Annotated in this window: 13 protein-coding genes; 3 read left to right on the top strand and 10 right to left on the bottom strand. The window is 53.4% G+C overall.

Going from position 1 to position 21,185, the window contains the following annotated elements; translation table 11 throughout:
- Window positions 1-18: 18 nt before the first annotated feature.
- The 10 genes from ACYU87_RS11755 to ACYU87_RS11710 all read right to left on the bottom strand — a co-directional run bounded on the left by ACYU87_RS11755 (window position 19) and on the right by ACYU87_RS11710 (window position 17,199).
- Complete coding sequence (locus ACYU87_RS11755; protein ID WP_461134259.1) at window positions 19-1,074, bottom strand: oxygenase MpaB family protein; 1,056 nt, start codon at window positions 1,072-1,074, stop codon at window positions 19-21.
- A gap of 67 nt (window positions 1,075-1,141) precedes the next feature.
- The gene (locus ACYU87_RS11750; protein ID WP_461134258.1) at window positions 1,142-1,903 is read right to left on the bottom strand and encodes an MBL fold metallo-hydrolase; all 762 of its coding nucleotides are present in this window, start codon (window positions 1,901-1,903) and stop codon (window positions 1,142-1,144) included.
- A 97-nt stretch (window positions 1,904-2,000) separates the two neighbouring features.
- Complete coding sequence (locus ACYU87_RS11745; RefSeq protein ID WP_046575488.1) at window positions 2,001-2,381, bottom strand: response regulator; 381 nt, start codon at window positions 2,379-2,381, stop codon at window positions 2,001-2,003.
- A gap of 175 nt (window positions 2,382-2,556) precedes the next feature.
- Window positions 2,557-3,081, bottom strand: coding sequence for a GNAT family N-acetyltransferase (locus tag ACYU87_RS11740; RefSeq protein WP_461134257.1), 525 nt, complete (start codon window positions 3,079-3,081; stop codon window positions 2,557-2,559).
- Window positions 3,082-3,118: 37 nt separating this feature from the next.
- A complete protein-coding gene (locus ACYU87_RS11735) occupies window positions 3,119-4,690 on the bottom strand; it encodes a serine hydrolase domain-containing protein (RefSeq protein WP_461134256.1) in 1,572 nt (523 codons plus the stop codon).
- Between the two features lie 191 nt (window positions 4,691-4,881).
- Window positions 4,882-9,078, bottom strand: coding sequence for an NPCBM/NEW2 domain-containing protein (locus ACYU87_RS11730; protein ID WP_461134255.1), 4,197 nt, complete (start codon window positions 9,076-9,078; stop codon window positions 4,882-4,884).
- Window positions 9,079-9,404: 326 nt separating this feature from the next.
- Window positions 9,405-11,198, bottom strand: a complete 1,794-nt coding sequence (locus ACYU87_RS11725) for a glycoside hydrolase family 9 protein (RefSeq protein WP_461134254.1) — start codon at window positions 11,196-11,198, stop codon at window positions 9,405-9,407.
- Between the two features lie 55 nt (window positions 11,199-11,253).
- On the bottom strand, window positions 11,254-13,419 hold the full coding sequence (locus ACYU87_RS11720) for a plastocyanin/azurin family copper-binding protein (protein WP_461134253.1): 2,166 nt from the start codon (window positions 13,417-13,419) through the stop codon (window positions 11,254-11,256).
- 27 nt (window positions 13,420-13,446) lie between these two features.
- The gene (locus tag ACYU87_RS11715) at window positions 13,447-15,357 is read right to left on the bottom strand and encodes a 3-keto-disaccharide hydrolase (RefSeq protein WP_461134252.1); all 1,911 of its coding nucleotides are present in this window, start codon (window positions 15,355-15,357) and stop codon (window positions 13,447-13,449) included.
- Between the two features lie 222 nt (window positions 15,358-15,579).
- Window positions 15,580-17,199: a glycoside hydrolase gene (locus ACYU87_RS11710; protein ID WP_461134251.1), complete on the bottom strand. Its 1,620-nt coding sequence runs from the start codon at window positions 17,197-17,199 to the stop codon at window positions 15,580-15,582.
- 283 nt (window positions 17,200-17,482) lie between these two features.
- Here ACYU87_RS11710 and ACYU87_RS11705 point away from each other — a divergent pair, with 283 nt between their 5' ends.
- The 3 genes from ACYU87_RS11705 to ACYU87_RS11695 all read left to right on the top strand — a co-directional run bounded on the left by ACYU87_RS11705 (window position 17,483) and on the right by ACYU87_RS11695 (window position 21,134).
- Complete coding sequence (locus ACYU87_RS11705) at window positions 17,483-18,487, top strand: NAD(P)/FAD-dependent oxidoreductase (RefSeq protein WP_461134250.1); 1,005 nt, start codon at window positions 17,483-17,485, stop codon at window positions 18,485-18,487.
- Window position 18,488: 1 nt separating this feature from the next.
- The gene (locus tag ACYU87_RS11700; RefSeq protein WP_461134249.1) at window positions 18,489-18,812 is read left to right on the top strand and encodes a 2Fe-2S iron-sulfur cluster-binding protein; all 324 of its coding nucleotides are present in this window, start codon (window positions 18,489-18,491) and stop codon (window positions 18,810-18,812) included.
- 189 nt (window positions 18,813-19,001) lie between these two features.
- A complete protein-coding gene (locus ACYU87_RS11695; protein ID WP_461134248.1) occupies window positions 19,002-21,134 on the top strand; it encodes a S9 family peptidase in 2,133 nt (710 codons plus the stop codon).
- Window positions 21,135-21,185 lie beyond the last annotated feature (51 nt).

Genomic DNA, 21,185 nt, shown 5'->3' with positions numbered 1-21,185 from the left:
TAAACCGAATGCGCAAAACTATAACTTGGTCGGAAAAATGGGTAATCGGCTTAGTAGGCCAGCTAACCGTTTTTCGACGGGTGCGTTGGGAATACCAAGCCAATCGGCGTACTGGTCGCCCAGGAAGAAACGCATTTCACCGGCTGCCAGGTTCCGGATGGTCTCGGAACCGGCTGAGTTTGCCTTGCCGGTACTTGATAGCCCGGTAGCTGCCGATGAGGACTGGGCTGCCCCAATGCCTGCCGCTACAGCGTTCAATAGGGAGCGTGTCAGGCCAACTCCCGCTTCGGAAGGCGCAAACTGCCGACGGGCAATTGCGTTGCCCAGGTTATAGGCTTCGCGCAGGTTCTGGGGCATGAGTTCCTCCGCCACACCATTGAAATAACCGACCACGTTGATGTGGTGCAGGTAATCTTCTTCTTCCTGCTCGGTCATGGTGATGTTTAATTTACGCAGTCCCAACAGCACGATGTACGAAAACGCCAGGTTGGTTCCGGCCATATCCTCCTGATTGACCGGGTATCCCCAGGCCATATCCCAACGTTTCGAGTGCAGGGAAAACCACCGGGCACCGGCGTGAATCAGCCGAATTTTCTGGGTCCGGCTAATGGCTTTCTGCGACGCCCATTCTTTAGGGTTATTGACCCCAAATACCCATTCGCCGGTTTCCTGCAATCGGCGCGTGGTATCGTTCTTGATCCGTTCGGTCAGCCAAAGAACCTGCGCTCCGTTAGCTCCGAGGTAAGAAAACGGCAGTGAAAAGAAGCCCAGGGTCAGCCCGATTGGTTGCGCGTGTTTCCTGAAAAACGCCATCCCCCGCTTCATCCGATCAGCGTCCGCCCAATCGGGCATCTGGGCATGATCCGCAAAAAAAGCCTGGATTGCCGGATGTTGCGTTACCAGCGAGAAGTCATTGGTGTCGGCCAGCCACTGCATCAGCGATCGCAAACCAGGGGCCGCTTCGGTATCAACAACGGCGGCAATAACGGCATCGGCAGCCGGGTCGCCCTGCTGTCGGTAGTGATCCAATAATGTATCGGTAAAAGAGCGGGAAGGCTTTATGAGCGTCGGCATCGTATAACTGGTAATTCAGACGGGTAACGATGCGTGGACGGAATTGGTTTGAGGAAGCCAGCCCAGCCTAGAGGGTAATCTGCAGCCCATCATACCCCAGTCGCATATGAGGGGGCAATTCGTGCTCTACTTCCCGATGCAGGCCCAGTTTGTGGCTGATATGAACAAAGTAAACACGGTCGGCATCAACGCGGTTGGCGAGTGCAACGGCCTGATCCAGTGTGAAATGCGAAATGTGAGGCTCGCGCTGGAGCGCATCAAGTACCAGAACTTTTGTGCCGTATACTTTTTTCAATTCCTCATCAGAAATGTAATTTAAATCTGTGAGGTAGGTGAAATCGCCAACGCGGAAACCATAAACGGGGAGCCTGTGGTGCATCACTTCGATGGGCGTGAATGGGATACCCAGCACATCGAATGGCTCATTGAATATGTCGTTCAGCTGAACGCTGGGCGTGCCGGGGTACTTCTTCTCGGCGAAGACATAGGCGAATTCGCGCTGCAACTGCGCCAGAACGGAAGGCCGGCCATAGACCGGAATGTCTTTGCCGGACCGAAAATTATAGGCTCTGATTTCATCCAGACCGGCCGTGTGGTCTTTGTGTTCGTGCGTGAACAGTACCGCGTCGAGCTGTTGTAGATTAAGGCGAAGAACCTGCTGACGAAAATCAGGGCCGGTATCGATAACAAAACTTCGCCCGTCTATTGCCAGGTGAACGGACGTGCGAAGTCGCTTATCCCGAAAGTCGACCGAACGGCATACCTCGCAGGTACAGCCAATAAGCGGCACTCCCGACGAAGTTCCTGTACCGAGCAGTGTGATGAGCATAAAGAGCGAAAGAGTGAAAGAACGAAAGAGTGAGAGTAAATGCGCCAGCCACTCCGCTTCGGCGGTCCGATTTCACTCTTTCATTCTTTCGCTCTTTTTATTTATCCGTCAGTTGATTAACGACTTCCACCAGGCGGTCGAAGTTGAGAGGTTTTACCAATACGTCGTTGAAACCGGCGGTTTTGAATTCTTCTTCCGTGTAATTTTTGGCATTACCGGTGATCGCCACGATGGGGACACTGGCTTTTTCTTTTTCGGGGAGTGCCCTAACCCGCCGAACGCATTCCATTCCGTCCATGAGCGGCATATTGATATCCAGGAGGAGAATACTGAAATCTTCTTTTTCCAGAATTTGCAGCACTTGTTCTCCGTTTTTTACGGCGGTGATGTCGTAATTCTGAAACTCAAGAATTTTGCGGGCCAGATTCTGGATAACGGAGCTATCTTCGGCAATCAGGACGCGTTTGGAAGCTGACATAGGGCTTAAGAGATCGTGATTCATTATACTGTGGTGAAATTATAGAGTTAAATCGGCAAACGCAAAAAGGGTTTGGCTTCCACTCGCACCAAAATCGTCTTTTTATTAAATCGGCGTGCCCTATGTGCCTTGACTGCCAGTGAGGTAACAAACCACGCGTTGTTATTTGCCCGAATTATAGAATTTTTTCCATGACCATAAACGCCAGTGGCTGTTTTTTGAGGCCAAACCGCGGATCGTCGGGGAAGGGTTGCGTGTGGCCGGTTGGCTGGTAGCCGCGTCGTTCGTACCAGGCAATCAACTCATGCCGCACCGTAATGACGGTCATGGTAACCGCCCGGCATCTTCTGTCAACCGCAAGTTGTTCGGCCGCCGAAAGCAACTGTTTACCAATGCCATTGGTCTGCGCATCGGGCGAAACGGTTAACATGCCCAGGTAAAGATCATCCCCTTTTGTTTCCAGGTGAACACAGCCCAGCAGATGACCCGCATCCTGGTATGTCAGGATCAGGGTATTTGGCTTCTGAAACAGCTCCCGTAACGACGTTTCGTCGATCCGGTTACCACCCAGTAAATCCGCTTCGGTAGTCCATCCTTTGCGTGAGCTGTCGCCCCGGTAGGCGCTGTTGACTAAACTGACCAAAGCCGGTATATCTTGTTCGGTGGCGGTCGATATGGAGTTGTGATTCGTGTTTGTCACGGTTTATGGTTTTGCGAAAAGTGTGGGTGAACTATGACTACCGGGGTATCTCCTGAAAGTCAAGTTCTTGGATCAGGGCCGGATTTTCGGGCGTCAGGGTGAAAAAGACGTCAATGCTGGCCTTGTCGCCTTCCAGCAGAAAATGGCCGCGTAACTGATTTTCGGGAATCAATTCGCCAATGCGCTTGATAGATCCGGCTTTAGCGTACAACTCCTGCACCATTTTTCGGCGTAAAACCACTGACTGATCGGGAAAGAAGTTCTCCGCAAAAATGCCGCTTTGCTCGGCGTTTTCCCAGTCGGGCAGTAATTTGATCAGGTCGGCTTTGCGCTGGGCCAGTATGCCGGATACGGGGAGCTGGCGGGGCTGAAGCTTGCCAATGGCCAGTAGCGTATCGAGTACCGCCGAATTAACGGAACCCAGACCCGCGTAGGTCAGATTGCCGTACGCAATGACGCCAATGCCGTAATCGGGCAAAATGCGCCACTGGCTGCCGAAACCCGGCAGACCACCACTGTGCCCAACGCCCACCCGACCAACGCAATTCTTGCTCCAACCGAGCCCGTAACCATAGCCGCTGGTGACGGGACAGGGTTGCCCGGCCGAATTTTTAACCTGGGCAAACAAATCCGAGAACGTCCAGGGTTGCTGCATTTCGCGGACCGAACTCCGTTTTACGGGCCCATTGTCAATGGCATTGCTGGGTGGCCAGGCGGCCTGATGCAGGGCTACGTACTGGCTGAAATCGTCGATGGACGTAATAAGGCCGCCCATTGCGCCGTACGATCCATCGTGTAGCAGCGGTTCTTCCAGCCATTGCCCGGAACCCGAACCGGTTTCCTGCCAACGGTAGCCCAACGCCAGCTTATCGGCCGGAACGCGGCTGTATTCCCACTGTGTATTGTTCATGCCGAGTGGTTTCAGAATGGCGTCAGTAATGTATTGCTGGTACGGCTTTTTCGCGACAATGGTAATGATGTGCCCGAGCATGGCAAAACCGAGATTGCTGTATTCGTAGGCTACGCCCGGCACGTTGGCATTCGAGATGCCGCCTTTAATGAGGTTCAGTAAATCAGCGTCGGAGTCGGCTAACTGACGGTCACCCCAGGGGTTATCTTCGGGGAAACCGGCCGAGTGCGTCATCAGGTGCCGGATGGTGATGAGGGGGGCATCGGCGGTCAGGTATTTGTGCGATTTGAGTTCGGGAATATACCGTTCAGCCGGATCATCGAGTCGAAGTTTACCTTCGTCGCGGAGTTTCAGGATCGCCATCGCTGTCAGGCTCTTGGTCATCGACGCAATTCGAAACAGGGATTTAGCGGTAGCGGGCGTTTTGGTCGCGATGTTTGTGTAGCCGATGCCGCCCGAATAAACCAGTTTCCCGTCGACCACGATACCGAAGGCTAACCCAGGCATATGGCGCTTTTCGGCAACGTCCCGGTATAGTTTTTCAACGATTGGAAACGCTGCGCTTAATTTCTTTAACCGGTCCGCGTCAGTAAAAACGGGAGGTTGGTAGGAAGCTACATGAGCTGTAGAGCGACCCGGCATTAACGGCTGAGCCAACGCCGATGACACCAGCAGCAGGGCAGGGAAAATTAGTTTCATGGAGTGAGGAAAGCTAAAAACCGGTTATGGGTGCTAACATACTGAATAATGCGAAAAACCATACCGGAGAGCATGGTCGTTCGCCTAAATAAGCCGTTCCAAGTGCTTGAACAAAGGCCGTTATAAATGATCGAGCGGATCATATGGTTGCCACTCCATATAATCCACTCGATAAACAGGGATTGATGTGTTTACTCGGACAAAATCACTTTCCGGGTGATGCGCTGAGTACCCTGAATCAGCGTGAGTACGTAATAGCCCCGGCTTAGCGAAGCTACGGGTAGTTTTAACAGGTTCTCGCCCGCTACTACCTGATGTCTGGCCTCAATGACCGGCAGCGCGGCTAGCGATACCAATTGCAGACTCACTTCACCAGCCATCTCGGCTATGTACCGAATGCTTACCTCGTCGCGGGCGGGTACTGGGTAGATGTGTACCGGCGAAAAGTCGCTTGTTTCCTGGCTGGCCAGCCGCGCACCATTGGTGCCCGTTAAGCGGGCACCGGCCCAGTCGGCGTGGTCACAGTTCACGTTATCACCCCCGTTCGTGACGACCAGTTTCAGGGTTTGCTTGCCTGACACGTTCAGGTCAACGGATTTGGTTGTCGATGAGGGGGTCATCGTACCACTGTCATAAACCAGTGCATTATCGACGTAGATCTGGAAGTTTACCGTTCCGCAGCCCGCATTGGTCATCTCGTCGTCTATACCCATATCTGTCAGGAAATGAGCATACTGGCCGTTCAGGTTATAGGTGATTTCGGAGGGGGCGTGTACACCCAGCCCTTTGGCGTACGTCACGCCGTTGAGCGTAATGGTTCGGCCATCGCTGGCACCTGATTCGCCATTGCTGCGGTCTTTCTCAACAGGGCCGTGGCCGTTCGACGATGTTGTCCAGTTCAGGTCCGATAGAAATACGCCCGTGCCCGTTGAGGGTGTCGTGGTGGTGGGGGTAGCCGGGTACAGGTAGCTTTGTGGAATTACCTGTTGCCCCTGGCCCGTGTAAGCCCACAGCAGTTTGGCAACAGCCCCGGCACCGCCATCGTAGTGCTCCATCTGGATCGTGTAACGTTGCCCCGCCGTCAGGTTTATGGCGTTTCCGTCGTTGTTTGTTGGTGCGTGACCAGTCCAGTTATTAATCAGCATGACACCATTTACCCAAAGCCGGACCCCATCGTCTGAGGTTGTCGTGAAGACGTAGCTGCCCGTGACGGGTGCCTGCACTTGCCCGGTCCAGCGAACGGAGAAGTTATCGGAATTGATGCCGGATGCCGGCGAACCCGTTCCCCAATCGAAATTGATGGTTGCGTCGGTGCGGGTCAGTACGATTGGCGCAGCGAGGTTGGCGTTGTTATAGTACTCGCCCAGAAGGCCGGTACCACTTCCTGCCGTCGGGGTAGTGGGTGTCGTCGGTGTGGTAGTGGTGGTAGGAATTCGGTAAAAGGCTGATGTTGGAATGGTCTGCTTACTGATGCCCGGCCCTTCGTAACTAACCACGAAGCTTTGACCACCACCGCCCTGAATAAACGGCAGCGTCAGCGCGTGTTTTCCGGCTTTCAGTCCGATGGTACCCGACTTCTCTATGGTTCCATGCAGGCCGTCATTGTTAACGACTTCGGTCGCGCCAATGAGCAGCTTACTCCCGTCATCGGAAGTCGTATAGAACGTATACGTTCCATCGGTGGGTACGCTAACGTAGCCTTTGTACCGAATACCGAACTGTTCATCCCGGTTGCGAACGGACAAATCGACGTTGGAAACTGTGCCTGTTTTCGTGGGGTTGAGGGAGCCAAAATCAGGAATGTTGCTCCAGGACCCTTCGTAATACTGGTAATCAAGACCCGATACGGCATTGCCCGGATTTTCGGGGTCGCGCAGCGAAACGGTAGGCGGGGGCGTTGCGTTGATTTCTTTCATCAACACCGCCGATGTAAACGCCTGCAACGTTATCTGGTTGGTGTACTGGGTGTTTTTAGCATCCCGATACGAGCCGCTCAGCGATGTCGTTTGTGGCTGGGATGTGGCGTTATACACCAGTTTTATATAATCGTCGGGGTTGAGGCTGGAGAGGGTTGCCTCTTTCAGCCGGATGTTGTCAACCCAGGCTGTTTGGCCATCGCCGGTCACCTGAAACACCAGAATAGCGTTCGACTCGTCTGCTGTAGCGGTAAAAACAGCTTCGTACTGCTGGCGGGACGTCCCCATCAACTGAACGCTGCGGGGGGCCAGGTCGCTGTAACTACCCGATAACTGGCGCGGGTACAGTTCGATGCGCTTGTTGCTTCCGGTGGCGATTCCGTCGAACAGCAACTGATATGATTTGCCACGGGTAACGGCACCAATGCTTACCGTAGCGAGTAAATAGGAGTTGGCCTGATTGTTGGAAAACGATAGCTGAAGTGACCCGCCGTCGAGCCGGTTCGCGTTGTCCCAGTCGGCCCGGCCATTGCCGTTTGGCGACCATACACTCCAGCCCTGCGTATTGCTGTTGAACGAATTGTCGAGCAGGCTGGCCCCCGTCTGGCTGACGACCTGGCTTTTGTAGGTAACCGGGCTGTTGGACGAGTGGGTATCTTTGTTGTACATCCCCTGCCAGGTCGTCAGGGTATTGTCCGAGCCGGTTATGCCCGAGCCCGGATTATAGACCGTGCGGATCTTGAACAGGTCTTCGAAGGGGCGGATGTAATAGTTGTAGTCGAATTGTCCGTAGCTCGCCAGGTCGTTGGCATTTGATTCATAAGCCGCTACAATCTGGTTGGGTAATTTGCTGAACAGTATGTTATTCTGAACCACATTGTTTCGCACAGCACAGGCACCATTGTAGGCAAGCTTGAGTTGTTCCTCCGTGTTGTTGAAACTGGTGTTTCCGTTGACGGTTATGCTGGACACCCCCCGGAGAAAAATCCCCATTCCGCGTGACCCAAACGAGGTGTTATTCGCCACTTCGACATTCTGCGAGCAGTCGTCGAGGAAGATTCCGTTGGCCCCCGAATAAGCGCCACCCGGTGTTCCTTCCGGTGCGCCGATACCGCTGTAAACGATGTTCGAGATGATGTGCAGATCGCCTACGTTGCTGCGCGCCCCGTTCCAGGAATAAATGCCGCCCCCGTCGCTTTTGGTCAGGCAGAAGTTCGATACCTGGTTGTACCGGACGGTTGCGTTCGTGACGACGGCGATCCCGTTGTAGCCAATGTTGTCGACGACGTTATTTTCGATCAGGGTATTGGCTGTACACAGCGCCTGTAGCGCCGAATAAGTACCATCGCCACTTTTTCCCCGTCCCGGAATCAGGCCAATGCGACGGATGGTGTTTCCCCGAAACGTAAAATTCTGGTAGGGACCAATGTAGAATCCGCTGCTATTGGCGTCTTCGAACAGGTTATTTTCCGCCACTACGTTGTTACCCGAACCAATGATTGTAATCCCGTCTTCGCCCGAGTTGGTAATGTCGTTGCCCGAAATGACAAACGTAGAGCCGCCGTTAATGGCCAGACCTGTACTTAGCGTTTCCGTGATTTTGACATTTCGAACGGTGATGCCCGATACATTCGTCAGATTGATCGCTTCGTTGAACGCCGTAGCAGTGATGAGCTGGTTGTTGGGGTTGTTCTGATTGTCGAACAAACGAATCTTTTTGCTGGATGGGTCATAATACCACTCGCCAACCTGATCCAGCGTAGCCGGGTGATTCTGGATGAAAAAGCCCCATCCGTCGGCCAGGTCGTAACTGCTCGAATTATTTAACGAAAGTGTGTTTCCGTTCTGCTGGGTAATGGTGGCCCTGTCCAGAATCCATTGCGTAGGCCGCAACACCGCTTCCCCGCCTGTCCAGTTCTGCGACAGGCTCTGCTGGCTGGTTAACTGGCTTTTGCCGCTGTGCGACTGAACGGTCAGGTACCCTTTGTTGGCATCGCTGAGGTTGGGGTAGCGCCCCAGTGGCAGAACGGAACTGTTGCGATACAGACCGGTTACCCGGCTTCCGCACGAAGGGCAATCGGCCTGCCAAACGTTATTACCTATATTATTCCAGCCGTTTACCGGAACCGATCCGGCAAGAATGGGCTTGTTTCCTGATCCATAGGCGTCAACGACAATGGGACTGCCTGACGTACCCGACTGCCGGATGGCCAATGTACCCCGAAAGGTGTCGCCCCGTCGAAACAGAATAGCGTCGCCCGGTTGAAGGGATAAGCTGTTGATCTTGGCAATGGTCTGAAACGGAGAACCATCGGATCGGCCATTGTTGGCGTCGTTTCCTGAATTGGCCACGTAATACGTGGTTTGAGCTAGGGCAAACGGCCCGTTTGCGCACAAGAGTACCAAAGAGAAGGCACAGAGGGCAAACAGTCGGCCTGTCTGGCCGTGTTTCCAGCTAGAAAAGTAAAGCATGTAGGCGTAAGTATAGGTAGATACAGAAGTTACTGCGTGTAAGTCGACCCGTTATTTGTCTCTTTCACACTGGAAAGATAAGACCAAAAATTTATTTATTAAACGGTATATACAGTAAAACAATAGAGAGTGCAACTAATTCTGGAATAAATCAGGTAGACTTAGTTATTGGCTGATTTGTAAGCAGATGGATTCTGATTTTATGCGCAAAGGCTTCTGGTAGAAAACGCTGATACCTTATCGGGATGCATCAGAATTTTCCACCAGAAGCCTTTGCGTTAAGCCTTTTGGCATTGTTTCGGGAATACGGTAAAGTTACTTACCTGTTACCGATTTATACGAGTTTTCTGGTCGCCCTGCAACGCTTCGAGGGCGGCTGCCAGATAAACCAGGGGCGCGTTCCAGTTGATAGCGATTTCATTGGAGGCATAAGAGCAATCGGCATCCAGATACACTTCGTCTGCAACCGTTGTTGTATAGCCCGAACAGTTGTCCTGCCTGGCCGCATTGGCGTTGGTACCTCCCGAGAGCAGCCCTGGCACGGGCGCTTCGATGCCATCGGCCACGGATGGTCGGTGGTGAGGGTGCCTGGTCGATTTGTCGCCGAAGCCCGTCAGAAACGAGTAGCCAACAGCATTCCGTCCCAGCAGGTAATCCAGGTTGGTCAGCGCGTAGTGGAGATACTGGTTGCGGTTTGGCGAGCTGGTGAGCCGGTAGGCCTGAAGGAGCGCAATACCCTGGTTGGCGGCTTCTGAACTGCTACCCCAGATGAAATCTTTCGCCGATTTTCCCATCACTGTCTGAAACGCCTGCCGGTCGGCCCCATCAATGAGCGAATTGGCCAGCGTAGTCAGGTACTGTTTCACGTTCGGAAGATCTTTCTTGCCGCGCGCTGTCAGCTCATCACCCTTACGCGCCAGTGTATAGTAAGCCAGCATGCGCACTTGTGGCCACGAAGGTAACGGGGTCTTATCATCCGGAAACAAGTTGACTGTTGTATAATAGGTGTCGTCTTTCGTTGTCGTGTATAATTCAGCGGCCGCCCAAATCCACTCATCGTCAGCGCTCCGGTCTTCGTAAGTACCCGTCGAAATATCCGGGTCGTACTGGTCGTTTATCGCTTTCTGATTATACAGCGCGGTTGGGTTGGCTTTTGCCCAGGCCCAGGCCTTAACGGCCATCGACAGGCAGGAATCGGCCAGACCGGGTAATTCGTTGCGGTAAGGCCTGATGACCCGGCTTGCCTGCGCCATAACAGCGGCAAAATCGAGCGTGGCGGTAACACTCTTGGCGACCACATACCGTTCTTTGGTCGCTTTGTCGGGCATTACCATCCCATCAAAGCTGGCATTGGTCAGCTTATGGTAAACGCCACCGTCGGCAGGGTCCTGCATCGTGAGCATCCAGCGCAGATTCCAGAGTACTTCGTCCAGTACGTCCGGGATCTTGTTCGTACTTTCTGGAATGTTTGTGTCCAGTTTCTTGACATAATTTGGGAAGTCCTCGCAGAGCGAAAGCAGCGTGCCCATGGTAATGCCGGAGTTGACGATATACTTGTTGTAATCACCGGCATCGTACCAGCCTTTGGGCGACGAGATCACCGTTCCTGCCGGACGGTCTGAAGAGGCAGCGGAGGGATGAATCAGGATCCGCGTGTCGGGGTGGCCCGCCGGACGCGCCCATTGCCCGGCAAATTTCGTCGGTAAATCAATGGCGGTCCGTTGATAGTAAAAGCCTTTGACGGCTCCAATGGCTACAGCCCGGTGAACGTTTGGTTGGATGTCGAACGGGTAGGAGTGGCCCAGGCCAGGAATAACCACGACGTACGTACCGGGTTTGGTAAACGCAGAAAAATCGGCCGTACGGATTGTTTTTTCTGAAATCGGATTGGTTCGGGCGCTGCCCAGCGTACCAGTAAAAACGACTTGCTTAAGGTCCGGGGTCACTACCTGAAAAGACCCCGGCGCGTCGCCAACAACTATGGCAACCTTGGGCCCGTTCGGGTAGAAGCCGATCTGGTTCAGTCGAATGGCTTCTGAGAGGGGTTGCGCGACCAGTGTGCCGGACGTAAGCAACAGGCTCAATGAGAAGGCTGCAATCCCTTTAGAAAGATGATTCATAACGTTGTTGATGAAGCCTGTGAGCGTGGCATAAACCCTCACAGGCTTGAGAATACTACTTCACGACTTTCATTGTTCCCTGCATGACGTAGAAGTGTCCGGGTACCGAACACTCATACATATAGTCGCCGGGTTTTTCGGGCGCGACAAAATAAATAGACTCATTGGTGTTGGGTTGAAGCAGGTTGGTATGATGCAACACCTTGTCTGTCTGCGGAATGTAATTCTTTTCCTGTCCTTCCAGACCAAGTTTCATGGCCAGTTCACCTACCTGAAGCGCTGACCCAGGAGCAACGACCACAAAATTGTGCAGCATGTCGTCTTCGTTGTTGAACACGACCCGTACTTTACTGCCCGCTTTTACCTGAAATTGTTCGGGTGCGAATTTCAGACCCGGTTTGGTACCCATGTTAATCGTGTAATCAGGCTCGGTCCAGGACGAGGGCATTTCGGTTACCCGTTTGGCCATTGCGTTACCCGTTGTTTTGCTGGTTGCTGCGGGCTTGGCTGATGTCGCTTTCTTCATCGTTCCTTTGGCGCTTACCGGCGGCACCGTAGCTGTAGAGGCCGTCATCATGGCCGAGTGGTCATGGACGGGCGCTGCCGCAATGGTTAGTTTTTCGCCATCGGGAACGTTATTAAGCGTGTAGTAGCCAACGTTGTGCAGCAACGTACGGCCTGCTTTCGACCGGATACCCGGCGTTGTAATTTCGTGGATATACCCCAGCCGCAGACTATCGACCACCAGCCGGGCTTTCAGGCCATCTTTGGATACGACAATACCGCGAATGGGGCAGCCAGCCCGATTGATTACCGGGCTGCCGTAGGTTGCGTGATATTTATAGTTAAATCCCGTGACTTTGTAGGAAGCCGGATCAGCCGCTAATTCAGTATCGACGGGTTCGGTAAACTCTATTTCGAAACCATCCGGCATGGCGTGGATCGTCTTCATTTCGAAGGGCATTTTGCCCGTCCAGACAACCCGTTGCAGGCTGAAAAGCTCTTTTCCGGTCGATGACCAACCCCGGCTGGTCATGCCAACAAACATGGAGGCATCATGGCCCCAAACCAGGCGTAACACTCCCGAAGAAAATCCTTCCCGGAACGGGAAAACAACCCCCTGATAGACGCCCTTTACCTTCTCGAAATCGACCCGCGAGAGGATACTCTGCCCCTGGTCGCCAATGAATAACTGGTTCTCGAACGGGCCGAATTTCCCCTTTGTGTTATCCGTCAGTAAACCGGATGTGGAAATGCCCAGAATACCGTGGGGCAACCAGACCGCGGGGGCTTTCAGGGCCGTAAATTTCTTAGAAACATCGTACAGGGGTTCGCCCGTGTTCGGTACATCCTGCGGCTTGATTTTCAATGGAGAGCCCGGCATATCCGTCCAGCGCAGACTTTCGGCATTACCCAGAAAATCGCCTTTCTCGACCTGCGAGATACGACCCGATCCAACCCAGTCGCCCTGGTTTTCGGTATAGAAATAGTCGCCAGCGGTGTTCATGCCGTAGCCCGCGGGGGAGCGCATGCCAGCGGCAAAGGGCGTCATTTTCCCGTCGGGCGTAATTTCGAGCGTCCAGCCTCGCCAGGGGGCCAGACTGACGCCGTGCCCCAGGCTGTTGCTCCAGCCCACGTTCAGTGTTACGAGCATGTTGCCGTTGGGCAGAAACGTTGGGCCGTACGAATACTCGTGGTAATTGCCCGACAAGGGCCAGGAATACACTTTATCGTAGGAATCGGCTTTTCCATCGCCGTCGGCATCGTGCAGGCGGGTGAGTTCGCTGCGCTGGGTTACATAGATGTCACCGTCTTTATACGCCAGCCCCAGCGGTTCGTGCAGGCCATAGGCAAACCGTTTGTAGGTTGGTCGAATCGAACCGCTGACGTAGGGGTTCGATACGATCCAGACTTCACCCCGGCGGGTGCAAACGGCCAGATTACCATCCGGCAAGGTAACCATACCCCCAACTTCCAGAATAATATCTTCGGGTACGGGCAACGAAATTAGTTTATAAAAATCGTCTTCCCGTTCGGGGTCAGCTTCCACCTTAGCTAATCCTTTCGGGGCTGGCGCGGGTTGTTTGCTGCTGGAGCTAACGGGTAGTCCGTTCTTGGATTGAATTTGCGCCTGCGTCGATACATGCGCCAGGCAGGCAAGGCCAGACGCCAGCAGGGCGGTTCTGGCTAAACGGTGTATGGTTTGATGCGTTGTGTTCATGAGAGCGTTTTATCAGAAAGTTGAGCGTTACCAGATAATAGAATAGGTTACCGTACCGGCGGCATTGGCTGGTTTTACGGGCAGCAACATTTCTTTCGTTTTTTGCGCGGTCGTACGAATAACCGGTTTCTGTTTGGCTGGTAGCTCAATAAAATACTGCTTGTCGTTAATGGCGTACAGGCCGTTCGGTAATTCTGTAATGTCATTCCCTTCCGCCACCCGACACCAAAGTTCTCCCGGAACGGAGGTTCCCGGAACGGATGTTCCTGACGAAGGCATCACGGAAAACGAGTGAGAAAGTTTGTGCCCATCATCTTCGGCCGCAAACGATTCCCGAACCTGCGAGGCACCCAATGTGTATTTGAAAACAGGCCGACCCTTCGCGTCAACATCGTAGCCCATGTTCGTATACGTGGCGTTGGAGTCCGGCCAGGCTGTGTTTGGGTCAGCGAGGTACGTGAGCGAAGGTTTGCCCGGTAGCTCGATAACGCTACCCAGCGGAACGGATAACTGGGTCTCGCCCCGTCCGTACCACATGGGTGTCGTTTCCAGAAAGTCGCCCCGCCAGATTTGCAGAAATTCACCTTTCCGCAGATCGACGGTGTAATTCACCTGACCCGGCTCGCCAACGGAGATAGTATGGGTATGTTTCTGGCCCCGGTGATTGACAAAACCGCGCTGCATAATCGGCTCATTTTTGGTCAGCAACGCAATTTCTCCAACAGGATCTTCAACCCGGATTACCGGATTGAGCGTCGTGTACTGAACGCCGGGACCTTCGATTCCCAGAACAATATCATTCCGGCGGGCGTACCACAGCCCGAAGTTTTTGTAGTAGGCCAGCACAACCGGATGGTCGCCCGCTTCCAGTGGTATCAGGGCCGAGGCTGTGCCGCCATTTTTACCGCTAATACTCAGAACCGGTTTGTTATCAATCATCAACTCGCCCGCCCCGTTTGGGTTCGCAGGATTGGTCTCGGCCGGAATCCAGTTCAGGTTGAGGTTCAGCGCGTACTGGCCCGAGCGGGGGATGTGGAGAACCCCCGTAATCTTACCGCCAAACTTATCCCGGCTACCGGGGGCCGAGTGCGCCAGCATGTCAATGGCCATTTCCCGTTTGGGGGTGAGCGAACTAAAGTCGTTTACCGACGCGAACTTTCCTTCGTAGGCACTCAGGTTCATGTTGGTAAGCGTCACTGGCTCAATGCCGTAGGCCTTGTACTGGATATTGCGAATCGCTACCGGACCATGATCGCCTTGGATCATCAGGGAGCCGGTTGGTTTTTCATCCTGGAAAGCAGCCGCGCGCGTTGGTCCCAGCACTTCAACGTTCTCCTGAACCGTTACCCCGTTCAGCATCACTTTCAGAAAGCGGGCGTTCGTCGTTTTTTCGCCTTTTGCATTAAACCGGGGCGCTTTGAAGACGATGCTCAAATGCTGCCAGAGCCCCGGGGCTTTACCGACATTCTGGGCTGGTGGATGGCCTTCGTATCCTTTCCGGCCTTCGGGGCGACTGTCGTCCCAGCGTTCGTAAATGGCCCCGCAATCGTTCGCTTTGGGTACGGTGATGCCCCAGCTATCAAACAATTGAACTTCGTAGCGGCTCTGGAGAAAGACCCCGGAATTAGATCCTTTCTCCATCATGAAATCGAGATCCAGTTCCAGGTCGCCGTGCTCCATTTTGGTAAACAGATGGTCTTTGCTTTTCCCGGATAGATCATTGACCAAAATGCCCGTGCCCGGCTTTGTCGTGCCTTTACCTGGTTTGTTGAGATCATAAAAAACGTCGCCCACAATTTTCCAATTGCTACCGGTCGGCTTGAAATCGCTCAGGTTCTGGAGGTTACTGGTTGAATAGGGGAGTTGACTTGGTTGCGCTGATACGCCAAGGGCGCCAAGCAACAGGCACAGAAGAGAACAACAGACGTTGCGTTGCATAGTTTGGTAAAACAAGTAATCAGGAATAAGGGTACTCAATGGAGTTGGCCGCCCCGCAGAAGTAGCGGGCAAGGATCAAAAATAGTTGAATCTATTCATTATTTATGATAACAATTGCAGGACAGGCAGATAAAAAGCACCATGAGAATCGTCCCGTTGGGGTAAACCCCAGACCCGCGCCGGATTTAGATCAAAAAAATCATCGACTACCCGATCCGAAGCTTACTGGTACTGGCCAACCACTGTCATTACGGAGGTCGGCTCCAGCTGAATCTGGTTGGCAGAAACAGTAGATTTCGCCAGCGACTTAGTGTCCGTTGTTGTGTAGCTGACAAAGCGGTTATTCTTAACACGAATGCCATTCAGAGGCAGGGTTACCGGGTTGGATGTCATGTTAATGCAGACGAGCACAAGCTGTTTGCGAATCGGGTCTTTATAGGCTGATACCATGCATTGGCTGGCTTCGGCTACCAGGTTACTGGCAGTACCCAGACGAACGCCGATTCGTTTCATGCCCGGCCGAACAAAGCGGGCGTAATTACCAAGTGCCCAAAGTTGCCTGGAGTCCAGAACCTGTCCATCCTGCCGGGCGTTGTCATGCTTCTTATACTGACCGTCGGGGCCGTTGATGTAAACGAGTCCATCACTATAATCGTACGGATTGATTGCCAGCCACCATTGCCAGGATGTCACGTTAGCCACAGTCAGGTCGTTGTGAATGACCTTGGCCACGTACAGACCGTACTGTATATCGGTATGGCGCGGGCTGCCATTGTATTTTCCGCAAATATCGCCCAGCACCCCAAACTCGCTTTGCCAGAGCATCGGGTTGCCCACCGCCTTTGCCCGTTGAGCGGCCTTCTGGCGCATGGCCACCAGGGTCGAATCGGTACAGGTGGTGAAGTAGCTGTGATACGCCCAGATAGGTTCGACGTTGGGTAATCTGGTCAGGGCAGGCCGTTCCGATTTGGAAAAGAAATAGTCGAGTTGATCGCCCCGGCCACTTTCCGCTTTTTCGTAGAGGTAATTCAATTGGCCCGCTTCGCCGGCAACAACCATTGTTTTGGCTTTGCTGGCTGCCAGTTTCGCTGACAATGCGCTTGTTACGTCGGCAATGTCTTTGTTTTCGGCGGGCGAACCTTCCTGGTTGGCTCTTCCGTTTTTTCCCGCCGTCCAGTCCCACTGGGGTTCATTGATGGGACTTAAGTAGTCGAGTTGGAAATGGGTGGCGACTGTCGTTAAAAAATCGGCAAAGGGGGCCAGGGCGGCTGGTTTAAGGTTAAACGATTTGCCGCCTGCTGAAAACGCTTTGCCATTGCGCGTCATTTGCACAGGTGGCGAGTTGGTGAAGCCCAGGGCGTAGCGAACACCCCGACGGCGGGCCGCTTGTAAAAACCATTGGCTACCGGCCTGTTTGCTCCAGTCGTAGCGGCCATCGGGCGTAAGAAAGCAAGCTTCCCGGCGCCACTCGTCGGTAATCAAACTGCTGTCTTTCTGCTCATAACTTCCGGCGCCGATGTTCATCCGCCAGAGCGACAGACCTATCCCTTTCGGCTGGCCGCCAGGCAGAGTGTCGAGGCTGAACAGCAGGTCGGCTATCTGATTCTTCTTCGCTTCGTTTTGCCAGGTGCCAATAAACTTGGCCGACCAGCAGTCGGATGCACCGAAGCTGTGAATCGTCTGAAATTCCTCTTTTAAGTCGAGTGTAACGGGGAACGAAGTGCGGAGGGGAGATTCCACTCCGGGAGACGCCACTCTGGGAGATTCCCTGACGATGACTTTACTGCCCAGGCTGGTCAGTATCAATAGCGCGAATAGAGCTGTTTTGTAAAACAGGTTCATGGTGAACAAGAGGAGTGGAACCCCAATAAAGTGCTACCCATCGAAGCGGCTCCATTTCTAAATCTACCTGCCTGTTTAACAAAAGAAGCTGCCGACAACCTGACCCGTACGCTCGCTCATTGGGTGAGGTAGTAAGGGCTTGTTCCATTCCATTTGTTAATACATCATCACAAGTGGTGATAAAAGTCGACCTCAATCAGCCCTTACTTTTGCTGAGTAGATTAGGCTACGCAGGGTAAGAAACAAGATGGACGGGGAGATAAAGTCGACTCGTTTACCGGAAATGATAACGACAGATATTTGTATAATTGGCGCGGGTCCGGTGGGCCTGTTTGCCGTTTTTGAGGCTGGTTTATTGAAAATGCGCTGCCACCTGATCGACGCGTTACCGCAGGTGGGCGGGCAGCTTTCCGAAATCTATCCGCAAAAACCAATTTATGATATTCCGGGCTATCCGGCCATCAACGCGCAGACGCTGGTCGATAACCTGATGGAGCAGATCGCCCCGTTTAATCCTGGTTTTACCCTGGGCGAACGCGTCGAATTGCTCCATCGTCAGGACGATGGCTCGTACATCATTAACACCAGTTCGGGAACAGCGGTACATTGTCAGGTCGTGGTCATTGCGGGCGGGTTGGGCAGTTTTGAGCCCCGCAAACCCGACATCATTAACCTGGAGCAGTTTGAAGGAAAGGGAGTTGCCTACATGGTCAAAAATCCGGAGCAGTTGCGCGACCGTCGGGTGGTACTGGCCGGTGGGGGCGACTCTGCCCTCGACTGGACTATTTTTCTGGCTAACGTGGCCAAAGAGGTAACGCTGGTTCACCGGAGCGACAGTTTTCGGGGGGCACCCGATTCGGCCGAGAAAGTGGTTGAGCTGGCCAAAGAGGGGCGCGTGAACCTCGTTCTGCAATCGAACATTACTAGCATTAACGGCAACGGTCACTTGCAGGAGGTTAATATTACAGCGAAAGACAAGTCGGTCACGACGATACAGGCGGATAATCTGATTCCTCTTTTTGGCTTAACGCCTAAGCTGGGCCCTATTGCCGATTGGGGGCTAAGTATCGACAAATCAGCCATTAGCGTCAACACGACGGATTACTCGACCAACGTCGAGCGGATTTACGCCATCGGCGACATTAACACCTACCCGGGCAAGCTGAAGCTGATTTTATGTGGTTTTCACGAAGCTGCTCTCATGTGCCAGAGTGCGTTTCACTATGTCCACCCGAATCAAAAGCTAAGTTTCAAATACACGACCGTAAACGGAATCCCAACCTTTTAATATGATCACGTTCACTGTAGAAGATCGTAATGGCGAACAGCAACCCGTAGAGATACCGGAAGGGATTAGCCTGAATCTGATGGAAGTGCTGAAAGCGTCGGACTACACCATTCTGGCGACCTGTGGTGGCATGGCGCTCTGTGCTACCTGCCACGTTCAGGTACTGACCGGATTTGACAGTCTGCCGTCGGCACAGGACCTCGAACTGGATATGCTCGATACCCTGCCAGATGCTGATTCGGATAGCCGACTGGCCTGCCAGATTCGGGTAGATGAGGCCGTGGAGGGAGCGGTGTTCAGAATAAAGAGCGAGGATCCTTCGTAAGCGAGTTCGCCCTGTTCCGGTTGTTCACTGTCTATTGAAGAAGAAACGCCTGCGAGCAACAATAAATAGAATTATTAGGGCGATTGCTAGAATTTAATTTGCTCTATTCATCAGAATAGGAAATAAAAAGCTTACTTGAGGATGTCTCGTACATTCATCAGATAAGCTATTTATTTTATCGATCAACTCATGAAAAAGTTTACCGCACTGGGCCTGGCCATCGGGCTCTGGTTATCTCAATCCGTGCACGCTCAAACCTTCTCGCTGGAGTCGGTGAAGAGTTATCCGTTCCCCAATGAGCTAACCAGTTCGGCCAAGGGGTCGCGTATCGCGTGGGCATTCAATGAGCAGGGTAAACGGAATGTGTACGTTGCTGAAGGACCAGATTTTACGCCCCGAAAACTGACGAACTATACCGAAGATGACGGGCAGGAACTGACGAGTTTGTCCATCTCTGACGACGGGAAATGGGTCGTTTACGTGCGGGGGGGCGATCATGGTTCCAACTGGGATGACGAATTGCCCGTTAACACCCTGTCGACGCCTGTGCCGCCTAAGGTTCAGATCTGGAGTATTCCATTCGCGGGGGGGGAAGCCAAAGCCATTGCCGAGGGAGATGCCCCTGCTGTTTCGCCCAAAAGCGACCGGGTTGCGTTTGTCAAAAGTGGTCAGGTCTGGGTTGTTCCGATCGATGCTTCGTCGGCGGCAAAAGTCCTGTTCACCGTTCGTGGTACAAATAGCGCCCTGCAATGGGCTCCCGATGGTTCGAAACTGGCCTTCGTCTGCGACCGGAAAGATCACGCGTTTGTGGGCATTTTTACCAGTGAAACGACGCCCATCACGTGGATAGCCCCGTCGTTTTCGCAGGATGGATCGCCCCGCTGGGCACCCGACGGAAAGCGACTTGTGTTTGTTCGGACACCCGGCTCGGGTGGTGCTCCCGACTCGCTGCTAACTCGTAAGCACCGGCCTTGGTCGATCTGGACGGCCGATATTGCGTCGGGTAACGCATCCCCTATCTGGCAAGCCCCTAAAACGCTGGCGGGATCAGTACCTACTACGCACGGGGGCTTCAACCTGAATTGGGCGGCCAATGAGCGCATCGTTTTTCTGTCGTACCAGGATGGCTGGCCGCATTTGTATTCCATTCCTTCATCGGGCGGAACGCCTTTGTTACTGACGCCAGCACCGTTCATGGCGGAACACATCACCATGAGCCACGATAAAAAATGGCTGTTGTTCAGCGGGAACACCGGCCCCGATAAACTGGATATTGATCGTCGGCATGCCATTCGTGTTCCTGTCGATAAGGCGGCAATGGAGGTACTAACGCCGGGAACGGGCCTCGAATGGACACCGGTCGTTACGGGCGACGGCGCCACCATTGCCATGATCAGCGCCACGGCCCAACGTCCGCCACTAGCGACCGTCATGGCCTTCACCAAAGGAACGCCTAAAATTTTAGGCCAGAATCTGATACCGGCCAACTTCCCGACTAATCAATTGGTGATACCTAAGCAGGTCACGTTTAAGGCTGCGGATGGTATGATCATTCATGGACAACTTTTTGAACCGGCGAGTGGATCGGCCAAAAAACCGGCCGAACGCAGCCCGGCGCTGATTTACGTGCATGGTGGCCCTCCGCGACAAATGCTGTTGGGCTGGAATTATTCAGATTATTACGCCAACTCATACGCCCTCAACCAGTATCTGGCCAACCAGGGGTTTGTAGTCCTGTCAGTAAATTACCGGTTAGGTATCGGATATGGTTATGATTTCCATCAGCCAGCGAGTGGAGGAGCAACCGGCGCGTCAGAATACCAGGATGTGCGGGCTGCGGCCGTATGGCTTGCCGGGCAGCCGCAGGTTGATGCTACCAAAATTGGTATTTACGGGGGCTCGTATGGGGGGTACCTGACGGCACTGGCTCTCGCCCGTGATTCTAAGCTCTTTGCCGCTGGTGTAGATATTCACGGCGTTCATGACTGGAGCCAGCAACGGTATGGATCTGCTCCGACGGATCGGTACGAAAAAATTCCGGATGCCGATAAAGCGGCTACCGTTAGCTGGGAGTCGTCGCCGGTTTCGTCAGTCAATAGCTGGACATCTCCCGTGCTTATCATTCATGGCGATGATGACCGGAATGTGCGGTTCAACCAAAGCACGGACTTGGTCCGGCGTCTCGACAAGCAGGGCGTTCCGCTGGAGACCCTGGTGATCGTAGACGACACGCACCATTGGATGAAGCACACCAACGCCTTGAAAATGAGTGCCGCCACCGCCGACTATTTCAAGCGCAAACTCATGAAGACTAAGCAGTAGGTTGAGTGTTGGGTTTTTAAAATCTCCTACGGCTGATTGGCAATCGAGGTT

It is taken from the genome of Spirosoma lituiforme, from assembly GCF_054776635.1.
Note: the sequence above shows the minus strand (reverse complement) of the source record. Positions and strands in the feature narration are given on the sequence as shown.